Annotated in this window: 20 protein-coding genes; 16 read left to right on the top strand and 4 right to left on the bottom strand. The window is 59.1% G+C overall.

What is annotated here, in order from left to right:
* The first annotated feature begins 25 nt into the window (after nt 1–25).
* The 5 genes from lptC (at nt 26) to ptsN (ending at nt 3,200) form a co-directional block, all read left to right on the top strand.
* Nucleotides 26–607 carry an LPS export ABC transporter periplasmic protein LptC gene (lptC, locus tag GOW09_RS19410; RefSeq protein ID WP_253283988.1) on the top strand — a complete coding sequence of 194 codons (582 nt, stop codon included), beginning with the start codon at nt 26–28 and terminating at the stop codon, nt 605–607.
* A 3-nt stretch (nt 608–610) separates the two neighbouring features.
* Nucleotides 611–1,102, top strand: coding sequence for an LptA/OstA family protein (locus GOW09_RS19415; protein ID WP_371807913.1), 492 nt, complete (start codon nt 611–613; stop codon nt 1,100–1,102).
* A complete protein-coding gene (lptB, locus tag GOW09_RS19420; protein ID WP_152459766.1) occupies nt 1,102–1,860 on the top strand; it encodes an LPS export ABC transporter ATP-binding protein in 759 nt (252 codons plus the stop codon). Before GOW09_RS19415 ends, lptB begins: the two co-directional genes overlap by 1 nt.
* Before the next feature lie 252 nt (nt 1,861–2,112).
* On the top strand, nt 2,113–2,676 hold the full coding sequence (gene hpf / locus GOW09_RS19425) for a ribosome hibernation-promoting factor, HPF/YfiA family (RefSeq protein WP_171120161.1): 564 nt from the start codon (nt 2,113–2,115) through the stop codon (nt 2,674–2,676).
* A 59-nt stretch (nt 2,677–2,735) separates the two neighbouring features.
* Nucleotides 2,736–3,200 carry a PTS IIA-like nitrogen regulatory protein PtsN gene (ptsN, locus tag GOW09_RS19430; RefSeq protein ID WP_117872900.1) on the top strand — a complete coding sequence of 155 codons (465 nt, stop codon included), beginning with the start codon at nt 2,736–2,738 and terminating at the stop codon, nt 3,198–3,200.
* A gap of 55 nt (nt 3,201–3,255) precedes the next feature.
* On the opposite strand, the gene GOW09_RS19435 is transcribed toward ptsN, so the two are convergent.
* Nucleotides 3,256–3,771, bottom strand: a complete 516-nt coding sequence (locus GOW09_RS19435) for a CAP domain-containing protein (protein ID WP_171120163.1) — start codon at nt 3,769–3,771, stop codon at nt 3,256–3,258.
* 169 nt (nt 3,772–3,940) lie between these two features.
* Between GOW09_RS19435 and GOW09_RS19440 the strand changes: the two genes are divergently transcribed.
* Together GOW09_RS19440 and GOW09_RS19445 are read left to right on the top strand one after the other, a co-directional pair.
* On the top strand, nt 3,941–4,540 hold the full coding sequence (locus GOW09_RS19440; RefSeq protein WP_152459769.1) for a L,D-transpeptidase: 600 nt from the start codon (nt 3,941–3,943) through the stop codon (nt 4,538–4,540).
* 139 nt (nt 4,541–4,679) lie between these two features.
* Nucleotides 4,680–4,862: a hypothetical protein gene (locus tag GOW09_RS19445; protein WP_117870963.1), complete on the top strand. Its 183-nt coding sequence runs from the start codon at nt 4,680–4,682 to the stop codon at nt 4,860–4,862.
* Between the two features lie 71 nt (nt 4,863–4,933).
* Here the strand turns inward: GOW09_RS19445 and hemH are convergent, their stop codons facing one another.
* The gene (gene hemH / locus GOW09_RS19450) at nt 4,934–5,983 is read right to left on the bottom strand and encodes a ferrochelatase (RefSeq protein ID WP_171120165.1); all 1,050 of its coding nucleotides are present in this window, start codon (nt 5,981–5,983) and stop codon (nt 4,934–4,936) included.
* Nucleotides 5,984–6,038: 55 nt separating this feature from the next.
* Entirely contained in the window at nt 6,039–6,869 is an 831-nt protein-coding gene (locus tag GOW09_RS19455) for an SAM-dependent methyltransferase (RefSeq protein WP_171120167.1), read from the bottom strand.
* Here GOW09_RS19455 and GOW09_RS19460 point away from each other — a divergent pair.
* The 4 genes from GOW09_RS19460 to GOW09_RS19475 are packed head-to-tail and all read left to right on the top strand — an operon-like array spanning nt 6,850 to nt 9,193.
* Nucleotides 6,850–7,614, top strand: coding sequence for a double zinc ribbon domain-containing protein (locus GOW09_RS19460; protein WP_371808060.1), 765 nt, complete (start codon nt 6,850–6,852; stop codon nt 7,612–7,614). The two genes, GOW09_RS19455 and GOW09_RS19460, sit on opposite strands and share 20 nt — an antisense overlap.
* A 38-nt stretch (nt 7,615–7,652) precedes the next feature.
* Nucleotides 7,653–7,910 (top strand): glutaredoxin 3, encoded by a 258-nt coding sequence (grxC, locus tag GOW09_RS19465; protein WP_152459773.1) that lies wholly within the window; start codon nt 7,653–7,655, stop codon nt 7,908–7,910.
* Nucleotides 7,910–8,740 (top strand): carbon-nitrogen hydrolase family protein, encoded by an 831-nt coding sequence (locus GOW09_RS19470; RefSeq protein ID WP_171120171.1) that lies wholly within the window; start codon nt 7,910–7,912, stop codon nt 8,738–8,740. The genes grxC and GOW09_RS19470 overlap by 1 nt, the downstream gene beginning before the upstream one ends.
* Nucleotides 8,741–8,752: 12 nt before the next feature.
* Entirely contained in the window at nt 8,753–9,193 is a 441-nt protein-coding gene (locus GOW09_RS19475; protein WP_171120173.1) for a MarR family winged helix-turn-helix transcriptional regulator, read from the top strand.
* A gap of 4 nt (nt 9,194–9,197) precedes the next feature.
* On the opposite strand, the gene ubiG is transcribed toward GOW09_RS19475, so the two are convergent.
* On the bottom strand, nt 9,198–9,944 hold the full coding sequence (gene ubiG / locus GOW09_RS19480) for a bifunctional 2-polyprenyl-6-hydroxyphenol methylase/3-demethylubiquinol 3-O-methyltransferase UbiG (protein ID WP_171120175.1): 747 nt from the start codon (nt 9,942–9,944) through the stop codon (nt 9,198–9,200).
* A gap of 48 nt (nt 9,945–9,992) precedes the next feature.
* On the opposite strand from ubiG, the gene pip reads away from it, so the two are divergent.
* The 5 genes from pip to GOW09_RS19505 all read left to right on the top strand — a co-directional run bounded on the left by pip (nt 9,993) and on the right by GOW09_RS19505 (nt 14,804).
* The gene (gene pip / locus GOW09_RS19485) at nt 9,993–10,970 is read left to right on the top strand and encodes a prolyl aminopeptidase (RefSeq protein ID WP_171120177.1); all 978 of its coding nucleotides are present in this window, start codon (nt 9,993–9,995) and stop codon (nt 10,968–10,970) included.
* Nucleotides 10,967–11,788, top strand: a complete 822-nt coding sequence (locus GOW09_RS19490) for an ABC transporter substrate-binding protein (protein WP_171120179.1) — start codon at nt 10,967–10,969, stop codon at nt 11,786–11,788. Before pip ends, GOW09_RS19490 begins: the two co-directional genes overlap by 4 nt.
* Before the next feature lie 160 nt (nt 11,789–11,948).
* The gene (rimP, locus tag GOW09_RS19495) at nt 11,949–12,539 is read left to right on the top strand and encodes a ribosome maturation factor RimP (protein WP_170386826.1); all 591 of its coding nucleotides are present in this window, start codon (nt 11,949–11,951) and stop codon (nt 12,537–12,539) included.
* Complete coding sequence (gene nusA, locus GOW09_RS19500) at nt 12,539–14,158, top strand: transcription termination factor NusA (protein WP_171120181.1); 1,620 nt, start codon at nt 12,539–12,541, stop codon at nt 14,156–14,158. Before rimP ends, nusA begins: the two co-directional genes overlap by 1 nt.
* A gap of 22 nt (nt 14,159–14,180) precedes the next feature.
* On the top strand, nt 14,181–14,804 hold the full coding sequence (locus GOW09_RS19505; protein WP_171120183.1) for an RNA-binding protein: 624 nt from the start codon (nt 14,181–14,183) through the stop codon (nt 14,802–14,804).
* Nucleotides 14,805–14,806: the final 2 nt, after the last annotated feature.

The raw sequence follows: 14,806 nt of genomic DNA on the forward strand, positions 1-14,806 counted from the left end.
GGCCGAATTGGACAGGTATTCCCGCATGGTACAGTTCCTGAAGGTTCTGTTGCCGCTTGCGGCCATTCTGATGCTGTCCACAGTGTTCCTTCTGTCCCGCAGCATCGAAACCAACGTAACGGTGCCATTCGCCGAAAAAGACATTGACGAGCGGTTGGCGCAACAGGTGGTCACACAGCCGAAGTACCGCGGGACAACCCGCAAAGGCGAAGATGTCCAGATCGAAGCTATCCAAGCCAAGCAGGGCGACGAAGACGAAACCCCGAACGCATCCGAGTTTCGGGGCCGTCTGGGGCTTCTCAGTGGTGGAACGATATTTCTGGATTCCAATTCAGGTTTGATCCGCCCTGATGAGCGTACGGCAACTTTTGTCGGCGACGTGGTGATTACCACTGCCGACGGACTTCAAGTCACGACTGACCTGCTCAACACGTCGCTGGACGAAATCCGGGGCGACACGCCGGGGCGGGTGAACGGAACCGGGCCGATCGGCAATTTCTCCGCCGGACGCATGACCTTTGGGACTGAAAAAAAGGACGGACCGGTCCATATTGTTTTTACAGACGGCGTGAAGCTGGTATACGAGCCTGAAAAAGCAGAAAGATAACCTGTGTTCGATTTTCGTTTTGTTCCTTTGTGCCTTGCTCTGTTTGCAGGTGCCGCAACCGCGACAGCGCAGGAGGCGCAGGTGGCTTTTGGTTCCGCAAATGCCGACCCGAGCCTTCCGGTCGAAGTCACGTCCGAAACGTTGAACGTCAACCAGGAGGACGGTTCTGCCGAATTCCTCGGAAATGTCGTCGTCATTCAGGGCGAAATGCGGCTGACTGCTGAGCGGGTTCTCGTGATCTACAACGAGGAACGCTCGGCGATTGAACGGATGGAAGCCACCGAGAATGTTGTTCTGGTCAGCCCGCCGGATGCGGCAGAGGGCGATTGGGCGGAATACACGATAGATTCCGGTGTGATCGTCATGAAAGGCAATGTCCTGCTGACGCAAGGCCCCAGCATCATCAGCGGCGATCAGATGAACGCCAATCTGACAACGGGCACAGCGACCATGACCGGGCGCGTCAAGACGATCCTTCAGCAGGGAAACAACTGATGGCGCGACCCGACTTGTCAGTGGCCGAAGGCAATTCCGGGCTGCGCATCGAGAAACTGCGGAAATCCTACCGTAAGAAAACGGTGATCCGCGATGTCTCGATGACACTGGACCGGTCCGAAGTCGTTGCCCTGTTGGGACCCAACGGGTCGGGTAAGACCACGACCTTTTATTCCGTGGCGGGGCTTGTTTTCCCAGAGGCCGGCAAAGTCACGATTGACGGCCAGAATGTTACGACGTTGCCGATGTACCGGCGTGCGCGGATGGGCATCGGTTACCTGCCGCAGGAGATGTCGATCTTTCGCGGCATGAGCGTCGAAGACAATATCGCCGCGGTGCTGGATATCACGGTTCCTCATGCTCACAGGCGGAAAGAACGGCTGGAAGAGCTGTTGTCAGATTTCTCGATCGAACATCTGCGCCGCGCGCCTGCTCTTGCCCTTTCCGGCGGTGAGCGCCGCCGCGTTGAGATAGCGCGATGTTTGGCCGCAGACCCGAAATATCTTTTGTTGGACGAACCATTTGCGGGTGTTGATCCGATCAGCGTCGGCGATATCCGGCATCTGGTTGCCGACCTTAAAAAACGGGGGATCGGTGTTCTGATCACCGACCATAACGTGCGGGAAACGCTGGAAATTGTCGACCGCGCCTATATCCTGCATGACGGGCAGGTTCTGATGTCGGGCACACCGGACGAGGTCGTCGAGAACGAGAATGTCCGCCGTGTCTATCTTGGCGAAAACTTCCGTATTTCATAGGCTTGTTATGGTCTGCGTCGGATGCATGGCGGAAATCGCGTATATACACACCTGTTTTGATTGACTCTTCCGTCGTCTCTTGCCTCAATTGTCCCATGGCATTTACCCGGTTCCAGTCTGGAGATCGTTGTCCCTTCGTTGAAGGGCTGGAGTTAAGACAACCGCGGAAAGTGTCTCGACCCCCCACCCGATAAAAACAAGTTCGTCGCGTAACGTGACGTCAGAATGGGTGTGAATTGTGAAGGAGATCACATGCGTTACCAAATCAGCGGAAAACAGATCGACATCGGTGCGGCGCTTCAGACTCACGTGCAGACCGAATTGGGCGAGGTTGTGAGTAAATATGCTCAGCGGCCTACCGATGCCAACGTCGTCTTTTCCCGTTCAGCGCATGAATATGTATGCGAAACAACAGTGCACTTGTCCACCGGGCTGACCGCTCAGGCCAAGGCGCATGCAACCGAAATTTATGCGGCGTTCGAGGCATGCTGCGACAAAATGGAAACACAGCTGCGGCGCTACAAACGTCGTTTGAAGGACCACCACAAGGATCGGTCCGAGCCGGTTGAACTCTTTGGGGCGTCCTCTTATATCCTCGCCTCTGACGAATCGGACGCGGCCGATGAACCCGAATCGCTACAGCCCATGATTGTGGCTGAGATGGAAACAAAAATCCCATCTTTGAGCGTTGGTGAAGCCGTGATGCAAATGGAACTTGCCGGTGCCCCGGTGCTGGTGTTCAGAAATGAGAACAAGGATGGATTGAACGTCGTGTATCGTCGCGAAGACGGTAACATCGGCTGGATTGATCCTTAACAGGCAAGGATACGGGGCCGCACCCGCCGACGCGGGTGCCGTGCCTATGGAGCGTGATCATGGAGCTTTCGAGCATACTGAAGCCCGAAGCAGTGCGTGTACTATCCGCCGCTTCCAGCAAGAAGCGGTTGTTTCAGGAAATCGGCGATGTCGCAGCCGCCAATCTGGGGCTCGATTCTCAGGCCGTCGTCGACTGTCTGCTTGAACGGGAAAGCCTGGGCCCGACCGGCGTGGGGCATGGCGTGGCGCTTCCGCACGCGCGTTTGCCCGAGCTGGATTCGGTTTCCGGCGTATTCGTTATGCTGGAAAAGCCCATCGACTTTGGATCAGTTGATCGTCAACCCGTGGACATCGCCTTTGCACTGTTTGCACCGGAAGAGGCCGGCGTCGATCACCTCAAGGCGCTGGCCCTTGTGTCACGCACGCTGAGGGACACCTCGGTGTGCACCAAGCTTCGGGCGAACCCCGATCCGGTCAAGCTTTATGCGATCCTGACCGAAGCGCAGTCCATGCAAGCAGCGTAATCAGAAAAAAAGCCCCCGGATTTCGGGGGCTTTTTTGTGTGTACGGTGATCGGGGTCAGCCGCCGGTTCCCATTTCCAGCGTCCACCAGATTTTCCCGCCTTTTTCCTGATGCCAGGCGAACCCCATCTGCGTGGCCTTGGGGTCCATGATCACGGCGCGCGGTCCGGGTTCCTGCATCCAGGCGGCAAGGGTTTCGGTTTCGGTTTCGTAGGTCTCGGAAATGGCTTCACCGAGGAACGTGCCGAAATATCCGACCCGTGCAGCCCGATCGATCGGAGAGGAGCCGTCGGACCCGAAGTGCCAGGGCCGGTTCTGTCTGGCCATGTCCTTGGAATGGGTCGCCGCTGCTGCGTTCAGCTGCGCGTTCAGCTGGACAGGCTGCAATCCTTGGGCCTGACGCAGGGCATTGACCGAATCAACCATACGGAACTGCAACTTTTCCGGGTTGCCGCGAATTTTGTAGACCGTGGGCAGCGGGCGACCGTCTGCACCGATGGTCGTGGTGCCGGTGTCTGTACATGCCGCCAGCGCGACAAAGCAAATCAAGAGTAAAGAAACGATACGCGTCATGATCGACCTGGTTATTGTGTCATTACAGGGCATAGCGCGCCTGACAGCTCTGAGCAAACGCGCAATAGCCTAAACTTGCGTGATTCTGCCGGTTTGATTTGCGACTGAAGCATTCTGGCAATAGAATGTCACGGATTTCAGACCTCACTTGAACACAGGACCCGTTGTCATGGTCAAAAAGCGCATTCAAACGTCCACACGCAGGGGTTTTCTGGCTGGGGCCACTGCAACGCTGGCAACACCCGCACTGGCGCAGTACATCCCCGGTGATCCGCTGCGCCCTGCACCCGAACCCGAACCGTCGGTGCGCCGCAACGTATCGGGTTTCCGGGCGCTGGATTGGCAGCCGTACTTTTCGAACACCAGAAACGGTGCCATTCTGGTCGATACCGTGTCGCGCGCGCTGCACTATTGGTCAGATGATCAAAGTATATACAAACTCTACCCTTCATCGGTTCCCCTGACCGAGGAACTGACCCGCCGGGGGCGTACCAGCGTGATCAGAAAGGTTGAAGGGCCCAGCTGGTCTCCGACACCGTCCATGAAAAAGCGAAACCCGGAATGGCCTGACTATATCCCTCCGGGGCCGGATAACCCGCTGGGAACACATGCTTTATACCTGAGTTGGAAGTACTATCGCATTCACGGAACGCACGATACGCGAAAAATCGGACGCCGGTCGTCGAATGGCTGTATCGGTCTGTTCAACGAAGACATTGCCGAGCTGTTCTCGATGGCGAAGGTCGGCACGCAAGTGTTGCTAATTTGACGACATTTTCGTGTGGGAACCCGCTTAGCGGTCAAGTTGCAATTGCATTCCAGCGTCAATGCTGATTAGAAAAAACCACGAGGTAAGTCTTAGATGTGTGGTTCCGGGCATTGGAACTGCGCAAATTCTGGAGGTTAATATGAAGAAACTCGTTCTCGCTGCTGCACTGACTGCTGCTGCTTCGACCGCTTATGCTGGTAACCTGGAAGAGCCGGTTGTTGAAGCACCTGTTGTTGTAGAAGAAACTCAGGGTTCGTCGCAGGGCATCCTGCTGCCGCTGATCCTGCTGGTCGTTGTTGCTGCTGCTGTTGCTGCAAGCTAATCCGACACGGAATTCATGAAAAAGGCGGTGGAGTAATCCACCGCCTTTTTTGTTTCCCAAGGCTGTGCAGGTCAGTCCAGCCAGCCGCGCAAGTTTTCTTCGATCACTGTGCCCAATGCAGCAATGTGCGCCGCATCGTCATTGAGACATGGAATATAGGTGAAGGTTTCGCCGCCCGCTTCTTCGAAGCTTTCCTTGATCTCTTCGTTGATCTCTTCCAGCGTTTCGATGCAGTCGGCCGAGAATGCCGGCGCGATGACCGCTATGTTCTTTTTGCCCTGTTTGGCCAAATCCGCCACATGATCCACTGTATAGGGTTTCAGCCATTCCTCGGGGCCGAATCGCGACTGGAACGTTGAAACCAGTTGATCGTCAGACCATCCCAGCCGTTCCTTCAGCAGCCGTGTCGTCTTGGCGCACTGGCAATGATAGGGGTCACCCTGTTGCAGATACCGTTCCGGCATCCCGTGATACGAGCAGACCAGAATATCGGGTTTTATCTCCGCCGCTGCATAAGCACGTTCAACGGATTGCGCCAGGGCGTCGATATAGGCGGGTTGGTCGAAATAGGCGGGTACGGTTCGCGTGGCAGGCTGCCAGGCCTCATCCATCAGTGCACGAAAGAATTGGTCATTGGCGGTGGCCGTGGTTGCGCCCGCGTATTGTGGGTAAAGCGGGAAAAACAGAATACGGTCACAGCCCGCGGCAACCATCTCGCGCACTTTGGACTTTGTTGACGGGTTGCCATAGCGCATGCAGAAATCGACCATCACCTGATCCCCATACCGATCCTGCATCGCGTCGCGCAGCTTGGCAGTCTGGTCCCTGGTGATCGTCATCAGCGGGCTTTCGCCCTTTTCATGATTCCAGATCGATTTGTAGGCTTCACCCGAACTGAATGGCCGTTTGCTGAGGATGATTCCCTGAAGAATCGGTTGCCATTTCCATTTCGGATAGTCGATGACCCGCTGATCCGACAGAAACTCGTTCAGATAGCGACGCATCGGCCAATAGGTATAATTGTCCGGCGTGCCCAGATTAGCCAGCAAAATGCCAACACGGCCCATCTTGACCTTGGGATGGTCGGCAGGGGCATGAGCGGGACGAGTGGCATCAAACATTGGGCATTCCTGAATTTTCGTGTTCCGACCTGAGATAAAGGGATTTGGTTGCGCGTCAATCCGACAGTTTGCCCTCTTCCGTGCGCAGGGCATCTGCCAGGCGCATTTGGGCTGACCCCGGGCGCAGCGGCTTTGGTTGGCTGTCATCGGGGGACCAACCGGTCAGGCAAATCAGTTCGAAGGTTGCGGCAAGACGGCCTGTTCCCGTCGAAAAGTGATCCGAATAGACACGCTGTGCGGCTTCGAAGACTCTGCGCCGGGTCGGGCATTTCAACCGGGCAGCCAGAGCGTTGGTCTCACCCATGTCCCTCAGATCATGCATCAGGTGCCAGATATCGCGGTATTCTGCCGTCAGCGGTACGGCATCGGCCACTGGCAATGCCAGACCGGCCCTTTGCAGCAACCCACCCAGATCGCGCAGTTCGGCCATGGGGGCGATGCGGGGGCTGAGCCCGCCCGTGACTTCGATTTCGGCCTGACCCAGCGCGGCGCGCAATTCGTGAAGGCTCTCACCCCCAAGGCATACAACAAGAAGCAACCCATCCGGTTTCAAAGCCCTTTTGCATTGGATCAACTGTCCGACCGGGTCATTGGCGCAGTGCAGCGCCATCGCATGAATCACCAGATCATGCGCACCGAGTTGAAGTGACAGCACATCGTCATCCGCGACAATGGCGGCATCCGGAAAAACGCCTGCCCAAAGCTGTGGGAAAGGGGTCACAACCGCAGGTGCCGTAAAGGTTCTGTTAACCATGGAGAGCCGATCTTGAACCTCATCAATGGCGGCGCGGTGCAAGAACAGGGCGTCGTCCTTCGCGCGGGCGCGATGATGCAGAATGGCGTTACGGTCGAAAAGAGAGGGTGCGGTGGGCTCGGGCAGTTTCATAGGTCGCAAGTATCGCATTGCGCAGCGGATTCAAACTGCCCTTGCACTGATCTACCCGCCGCGTTGCATGAGCTGCGGAGAGCTGACGGAATCCGATTTCGGCCTGTGTGGGGCGTGTTGGCGGGATACGCCGTTCATCGGTGGCACGGTTTGCGAAAGCTGTGGTGTGCCCGTGATCGGAAGTGCAGACAGGTTCCGGACCGAGTGCGACGATTGTCTGAAAACCCCTCCGCCCTGGAACACGGGCCGCGCTGCGCTGATGTATGATGGGAAGGCGCGGTCACTTGTTCTGGCTTTGAAACATGGTGACCGGACCGAACTGGCCCGCCCCGCTGCCCGTTGGATGGCGCAGGCCGGGCGCGAGTTGCTGCGTCCCGGGATGGTGATCGCTCCGGTGCCGTTGCATTGGTCACGCCTGCTGAAACGGCGATACAATCAGTCTGCGCTGCTGGCACGCAACCTGGGGCGAGAAACCGGATTGGACTGCGTGCCGGATCTGCTGGTGCGCAAACGGCGGACCCCGGTGCTGGACGGAAAGACCGCGCGGGAAAGGGGCGAAGCCTTGGCAGGCGCAATTGACATCCACCCAAGGCGGGCGCTGCATTTGAAGGGGCGCGATGTCCTGCTGGTGGATGACGTGATGACATCCGGCGCGACGTTGGCGGCGTGCACGCGTGCGTGTCGGGCCGCAGGGGCAAATCATATTTTCGTGTTGGCACTGGCGCGCGTTGCCAAGGATGCCTAATTCGCCCAAGATCGCACGAAACCCAAAGGGACCGGAACATGAAGCCCGTAGAAATCTATACCTCGCCGCTCTGTGGTTTTTGCCACGCGGCCAAACGTCTGCTGAAGCAGAAAGGCGTTGAGTTCAAGGAAGTTGACATTCTGATGCACCCCAAACGTAAGCCCGAGATGATCCAGCGCGCAGGCGGCAAACGCACCGTGCCTCAGATTTTCATCGGGACACAGCATGTGGGCGGCTGCGACGACCTTTACGAGCTGGAGCGGCAAGGCAAGCTTGACCGTCTGCTTGCGGCCTGATGAAGACCGCGCTGCTGCAAATCACCTCGTCGGATGATCCGGTCGAAAACCTGGACATGGTGCGCGCCATGGCGGCCGACGCGGCAGGGCAGGGCGCGCGGTTTATCCTGACGCCAGAGGTCACGAATTGCGTGTCAAACAGTACGACGCGGCAAAACGAGGTTCTTCAGCACGAAGAAGACGACATCACCTTGGCCGGCCTGCGGGCTCAGGCCGCCCGACTGGGCGTGTGGGTGTTGATCGGGTCACTGGGGATCAAGACTCATGACGCTGACGGGCGGTTTGCCAACCGGTCTTTCATGATCGATCCGCAAGGTCGGATCGTGGCGCGTTACGACAAGATCCATATGTTCGACGTGCAGGTCACCGAGACCGAGACGTTTCGCGAATCAAAGAACTACCGCCCCGGCGAACAGGCGGTCATAGCCGAAACTGATTTTGGCAAGGTGGGTTTGACCATCTGTTATGACATCCGGTTTCCGTACCTGCATGCGGCTTTGGCGCAGGCAGGCGCGCGAATCCTGACCGTTCCGGCAGCGTTTTCACCTGTTACGGGCGCCGCGCATTGGGAATCGCTGTTGCGGGCCCGGGCGATTGAGACAGGCTGTTGGGTCTTGGCCCCCGCGCAAACGGGGGAACACCCATCAACGCGCGGAAAGACGCGTTTTACCCATGGGCACAGCATGGTCGTCGACCCCTGGGGAAAGGTGCTGATCGACGCAGGTACCGATCCGGGCATTCACATTTTCGATTTGGATGATAGTTCTGTGACAGAGGCACGCCGCCGCGTGCCGTCGTTGACACACACCCGGTCTTTCACTGGACCCTGACAGAATTGAACAATGACGGAAGACACCAACGCCCTTGCGGTCACGCTGTTCAGCGAGATCCTGACCGCGGATCAGTTGTTGCGCAACCGGCTCAGCCGGGTGCTGCCCAAGGGTATGGAAATTTCGCATTTCTCGGTGCTGAATCATCTGGTTTTCGTCGGGGACGAACGTAGCCCGGCGCAACTGGCCAACACATTCCACGTGACCCGTGGCGCGATGACCAATACTTTGGCCAAGCTGGAATGGGCCGGGTACATCCACATCCGCCCCGACTGGGACGACGCCCGCCGCAAGATGGTGGCGATCAGCCCCGCAGGTCGACGGGCGCGGGATCAGGCGATTTCCTCGATTGCCCCGCTGATCAACCGCGTGGTCGGAGAGCTCGGGCCGGACCGGGTCCGCAGCGCCCTGCCAGTGCTTCGGGACTTGCGCATGCAGTTGGAGGGGGAATAACCCCCTACTGTGGCTTCACGCTCGCCGTTACGTAATTCACGCTCAAGTCCCGATCCGAGATGGACCAGCTCCAAAGGATCGGGTTGAACACGAACCCTTTGCGGTCCACCGGGTCCAGCCCGGCCTGACGCAGCAGGTCGAACAGCTCGTCCGGCGTGATGAACTTGTTCCATTCATGCGTGCCGCGCGGCAGCCAACGCATGACGACCTCGGCCCCGAAAATCGCCATGGCGTAAGACTTCGGGTTGCGGTTGATGGTTGAACAAATCTCCAACCCGCCGGGTTTGAGCAACTGACGCGTGGCGGTCAGATAGGACAGGGGATCAGCCACGTGTTCGACCACTTCCATGTTCAGCACAACATCGAATTGCTCACCGGCAGCGGCCATGTCCTCGGCCGTGGTATGGCGATAGTCGATCTTCAGCCCGGATTGTTCAGCGTGAATGCGCGCCACGGGCAGATTGCGTTCCGCGGCGTCGGCGCCCACAACGTCGGCCCCAAGACGCGCCATCGGTTCGCTCAGCAGCCCACCGCCGCAGCCGATATCCAGCAGGCGCAGACCTTCGAACGGCACAGGCGACTTTAGGTCGCGATCGAATTCTCCGGCGATCTGCTGCGTTATATAGTCCAGCCGGCACGGGTTAAGCATGTGCAATGGTTTGAATTTTCCGTGCGGGTCCCACCATTCCGCGGCCATCGCCTCGAATTTTGCGATCTCGGACGGGTCCACCGTGTTCGGATGCGCTTGCATTCCTGTCTCCGTGTGCTCTTTTACGCTTAAGGACTATATAGGGCGATAATGGACAAGTACCCGGACCAAAAGCGCGCAGTTCAATATCTGTACCCGCCGATCGACCCTTTCGACCAGCGGATGGTCGATATGGGCGATGGGCACCGTATTTATGTGGAACAATGCGGTAATCCTGACGGCATACCCGTCGTGATCCTGCACGGGGGGCCGGGTGGGGGGTGCAGCCCGGCCATGAGGCGATACTTCGATCCACAGGCCTACAGGGTGATTCTGTTTGACCAGCGCGGATGTGGCCGGTCGCGCCCCACCGCCTCGGTCGAAGACAACACGACGTGGCATCTGGTGGCCGATATAGAGCGGCTGCGCAAACTGTTCGAGATCGAAGAATGGATCGCATTTGGTGGCAGTTGGGGTGCGACTCTGGCGTTGATCTATGCCCAGACTCATCCCGACCGCGTCAGCCGGTTGGTGTTGCGCGGTGTGTTTCTGGCGACTCAGGCCGAGCTTGACTGGTTTTACGGCGGCGGCGCCGGGCGGTTCTGGCCCGAGCAATGGCAGAAGTTCACCTCGCTGCTGCCCGAGGTTGAACTGGACGACACCATTGCCGCCTATAACAAACGTCTGTTTTCGGGCGACCGCGCGACAGAGATCCTATATGCGCGGGCCTGGTCGCATTGGGAAAACGCGCTGGCCTCGATCCACACCAACGGATCGGTTGGCGAAAGCCCCGGCGAATACGCGCGCACCTTTGCGCGGCTCGAGAATCACTATTTCACCAACAAGGCGTTTCTGGAAACGGACGGGCAGATTCTGGATCAGATGGACCGGATCGCGCATATCCCCGGCCATATCGTGCAGGGGCGCTATGACATGATCTGCCCGCCGCAGGCCGCGTGGTCGCTGGCGGAACGCTGGCCGAATGCCGAACTGAAAATGGTTCGTCAGGCGGGGCACGCCCTGTCCGAGCCGGGCATCAGCGCGGAACTGGTGCGAATCATGGACCGTGTGGCGGAGGGTGTCGCATGACCCGCATCGATCGCCGTGCACTCTTTGCCTCTGGTGCCGCTGCCGCATTGCTGGCGGCGACAGGAGCATCCCTTGCTGGTACGCCCAAAAAAGGCGGGACATTGCGTCTGGCCGTTCCGCGCGATGACAGCCTCGAGCAAGTGGCGCGTGGAGCCGTTTTCGACACAATGACCGAAATCGCCCCGGATGGTACGTTGCGCGGTGAGCTTGCGACCGGCTGGCAAACCGACGCAGACGCACGGGTCTGGAACTTTGATCTGCGTGATGACGCGGTCTTTCACGATGGCGAACCGTTGCAGATCGCTGATGTCATGGCCGTTCTGGCCGAAATCGGAAGGCCCGAGGCGCTTGCCCCCAACCGCCTGCGGCTTGAACTTGCCGAGGCAAATCCCGGATTGCCTTTCCTGCTGGCCGACAGCCGCTTTGTTGTTGCGCGCGCCGGTGAAACCGTATCCCCGTTGCGCAAGGCCTACGGCACCGGCTGCTATCGTGTCGAACGGGCAGAAGATGGCCGCCATTTTCTGGGCCGCCGCGTCGAGGGGCATTACAAAGATGGTCAGGCCGGATGGGCTGACGCGGTCGAGGTCATTGTAATCCCAGACCCCGCCGTGCGGGCCGAGGCGCTGCGGGACGGGTATGTCGATATCGCGGCGCTTCCGGATCGGGCCGGAATGCGAGGCACGCGCGGTGTCCGGTTCCACCCGTCCGAGGCCGACATGGCCCTTGCCGTATCGGATGCTGTCGGGATGCCGCGGCAGATTGCCGGGAACGGTGCGCTGGACGATGGCCGCATCGCCGAACGGTGGTGGATGGTGTAAATCCGAATGCGAATCCCTCGGGGGGTTGCAGACTCGGGCCATCCTGCGTATATGCAGTTTCAACAGCGGCGCGTTGGACTTCTGGTCCAAGGCTCCACCGGAAAATTCGACGGGCCGCGCGCCCGTTTTTTTGTGCCCGACTGACAGGGTAGAGTACCAGATGACAAACGACCTGATAGCAAAAGCTGCCATTGACCGGCGACTGGCCGAGATCATCACGCCCGTGATCGAGGATCTGGGGTATGAGCTGGTCCGCATCCGCCTGATGAGCGGCAAGCAGACCACGCTTCAGATCATGGCCGACAAGCCCGATGGCGGTATTGAAGTGGATGACTGCGCCGAAATTTCCAACGCGGTCAGCGCCACGCTGGATGTCGAGGATCCGATCCTTGACGCCTATACGCTCGAGGTGTCGAGCCCCGGTATCGACCGCCCTCTGACCCGTCTGAAGGATTTCGAGACCTTCGAAGGGTATGAGGCCAAGATCGAGACCGCCGAACTGATTGACGGCCGCCGCCGCTTCAAGGGTGAATTGGCCGGGATCGAAGGGGATGAGGTTCTGATCAACATCCCCGAGGGGTCTGAGACGATCACCATCGGTCTGCAATTCGACTGGCTGAGCGACGCCAAGCTGGTCCTGACCGACGACCTGATCAAGGAAATGCTGCGCCAGCGCAAAGACGCGGGTGCCCTGAACGAAAACGCTTTCGACGAGATTGAGACCGAAGGGTCCGAAGAGGAGACGAACTGATGGCAATCACCTCAGCCAACCAGCTGGAGCTGCTGCAGACCGCCGAGGCCGTGGCCCGCGAAAAGATGATCGACCCCGGCCTGGTTGTCGAAGCGATGGAGGAATCGCTCGCCCGTGCCGCCAAGAGCCGCTACGGCGCCGAGATGGACATCCGCGTCAGCATCGACCGCAAGACCGGCAAGGCGACATTCACCCGCGTGCGCACCGTGGTCGAGGATGAAGAGCTGGAGAACTACCAGGCCGAGATGACCGTCGAACAGGCGAAGCAATACATGGAAGCGCCCGAAGTTGGTGACGTCTTCGTTGAAGAGGTGCCGCCGGTCGAAATGGGACGTATTGCTGCGCAATCCGCCAAGCAGGTCATCCTGCAGAAGGTGCGTGAAGCGGAACGCGACCGTCAGTACGAAGAATTCAAGGATCGCGCAGGCACCATCATCAACGGTGCCGTCAAACGCGAAGAGTTCGGCAATGTCATCGTCGATCTGGGCGGTGCCGAGGCCGTTCTGCGCCGCAACGACAAGATCGGCCGCGAAAGCTATCGCCCGAATGACCGCGTGCGCGCCTATATCAAGGAAGTGCGGCGCGAGGTTCGTGGCCACCAGATCTTCCTGTCGCGCACCGCGCCGGAATTCATGGCCGAACTGTTCAAGATGGAGGTGCCGGAAATCTATGACGGCATCATCGAGGTCAAGGCCGTGGCCCGTGACCCCGGTTCGCGCGCCAAGATCGCCGTGATTTCGTATGACGGTTCGATCGACCCTGTCGGTGCCTGCGTCGGTATGCGCGGCAGCCGCGTGCAGGCCGTTGTGAACGAACTGCAGGGTGAAAAGATCGACATCATCCCGTGGAACGAAGATCAGCCGACCTTCCTGGTGAACGCGCTGCAGCCTGCCGAAGTTTCCAAGGTGGTACTGGACGAAGAAGCTGGCAAGATTGAAGTTGTCGTTCCCGAAGAGCAGCTGAGCCTCGCCATTGGCCGCCGCGGTCAGAACGTGCGTCTGGCCAGCCAGCTGACCGGTCTGGACATCGACATCATGACCGAAGCCGAAGAATCGGCGCGCCGTCAGAAAGAGTTCGAAGCCCGTACCAAACTGTTCATGGACAGCCTGGATCTGGACGAATTCTTTGCCCAACTGCTGGTCTCGGAGGGCTTCACCAACCTCGAAGAGGTTGCCTATGTCGAGATTGAAGAACTGCTGGTCATCGACGGCGTTGACGAAGGTACCGCGCAGGAACTGCAAACCCGCGCCCGCGAATTCCTGGAAGCACAGGCCAAGGCGGCACTGGATGCGGCGCGTGAATTGGGCGCCGAGGACAGTCTCATTGAATTCGAAGGTCTGACACCCCAGATGGTAGAGGCGCTGGCCAGGGACGACGTGAAGACTCTGGAAGACTTTGCAACTTGCGCCGACTGGGAACTGGCCGGTGGCTGGACGACCGTCGATGGTGAGCGTGTCAAGGATGACGGTGTACTGGAGCCTTTCGGCGTAACGCTGGAAGAGGCGCAAGATATGGTCATGACGGCGCGTATCCTGCTGGGTTGGGTTGATCCGGCCGAGCTGGAACAGGCGGAAGAAGACGTCGACGGCGACGCAGCAGACGAGGAGGTCGAGGCCTGATCTCGGGCTTCGGGTGGCGTGTATGAGTCGCGGTGGCGCCCATAAGGATCGGTCCGACGGACCCGAGCGCAAGTGCATCGCCACGGGCGAGGTGCAGCCCAAATTCGGGTTGATCCGCTTTGTGACGGGGCCGGACGGTCAGGTTTTTCCGGATGTCGCGGCGAAATTGCCCGGGCGGGGGGTCTATGTGGCGGCGGATCGTGCCGCCCTGGACAAGGCCGTTGGCAAGAAACTGTTTGCGCGGGGGTTCAAGGCGCAGGTGTCTGTGCCCAAGGACCTGGCGGAAAAGGTTGAACAGCAGATCGCGCGGCGCGTTATCGAGCTGCTCAGCCTGGCGCGCAAGTCCGGCGACGCGGTTGCCGGGTATGAAAAGGTCAAGACGTGGCTGGACCGGGAAGAGGCGCAGGTGCTGATTCAGGCCGCTGATGGATCGGGGCGCGGCAAGTCCAAACTGAGCACGCCGCACTTCGGGAAATACATAGGTTGGCTGACGGCAGACGAATTAGGACAGGCATTTGGGCGCCAAACGGTGATTCATGCGGCCTTGGCCTCTGGCGGACTCGCCAAACGTGTTGTAGAGGAAGCGCAGCGCCTGCGTGGCTTGCGCGAAACGGATGACGGCGGCAGGGGCCGCGCGGAAGGGTAAGT

It is taken from the genome of Ruegeria sp. HKCCA5463, assembly GCF_013034175.1.
Classification (GTDB): Bacteria; Pseudomonadota; Alphaproteobacteria; order Rhodobacterales; family Rhodobacteraceae; genus Ruegeria.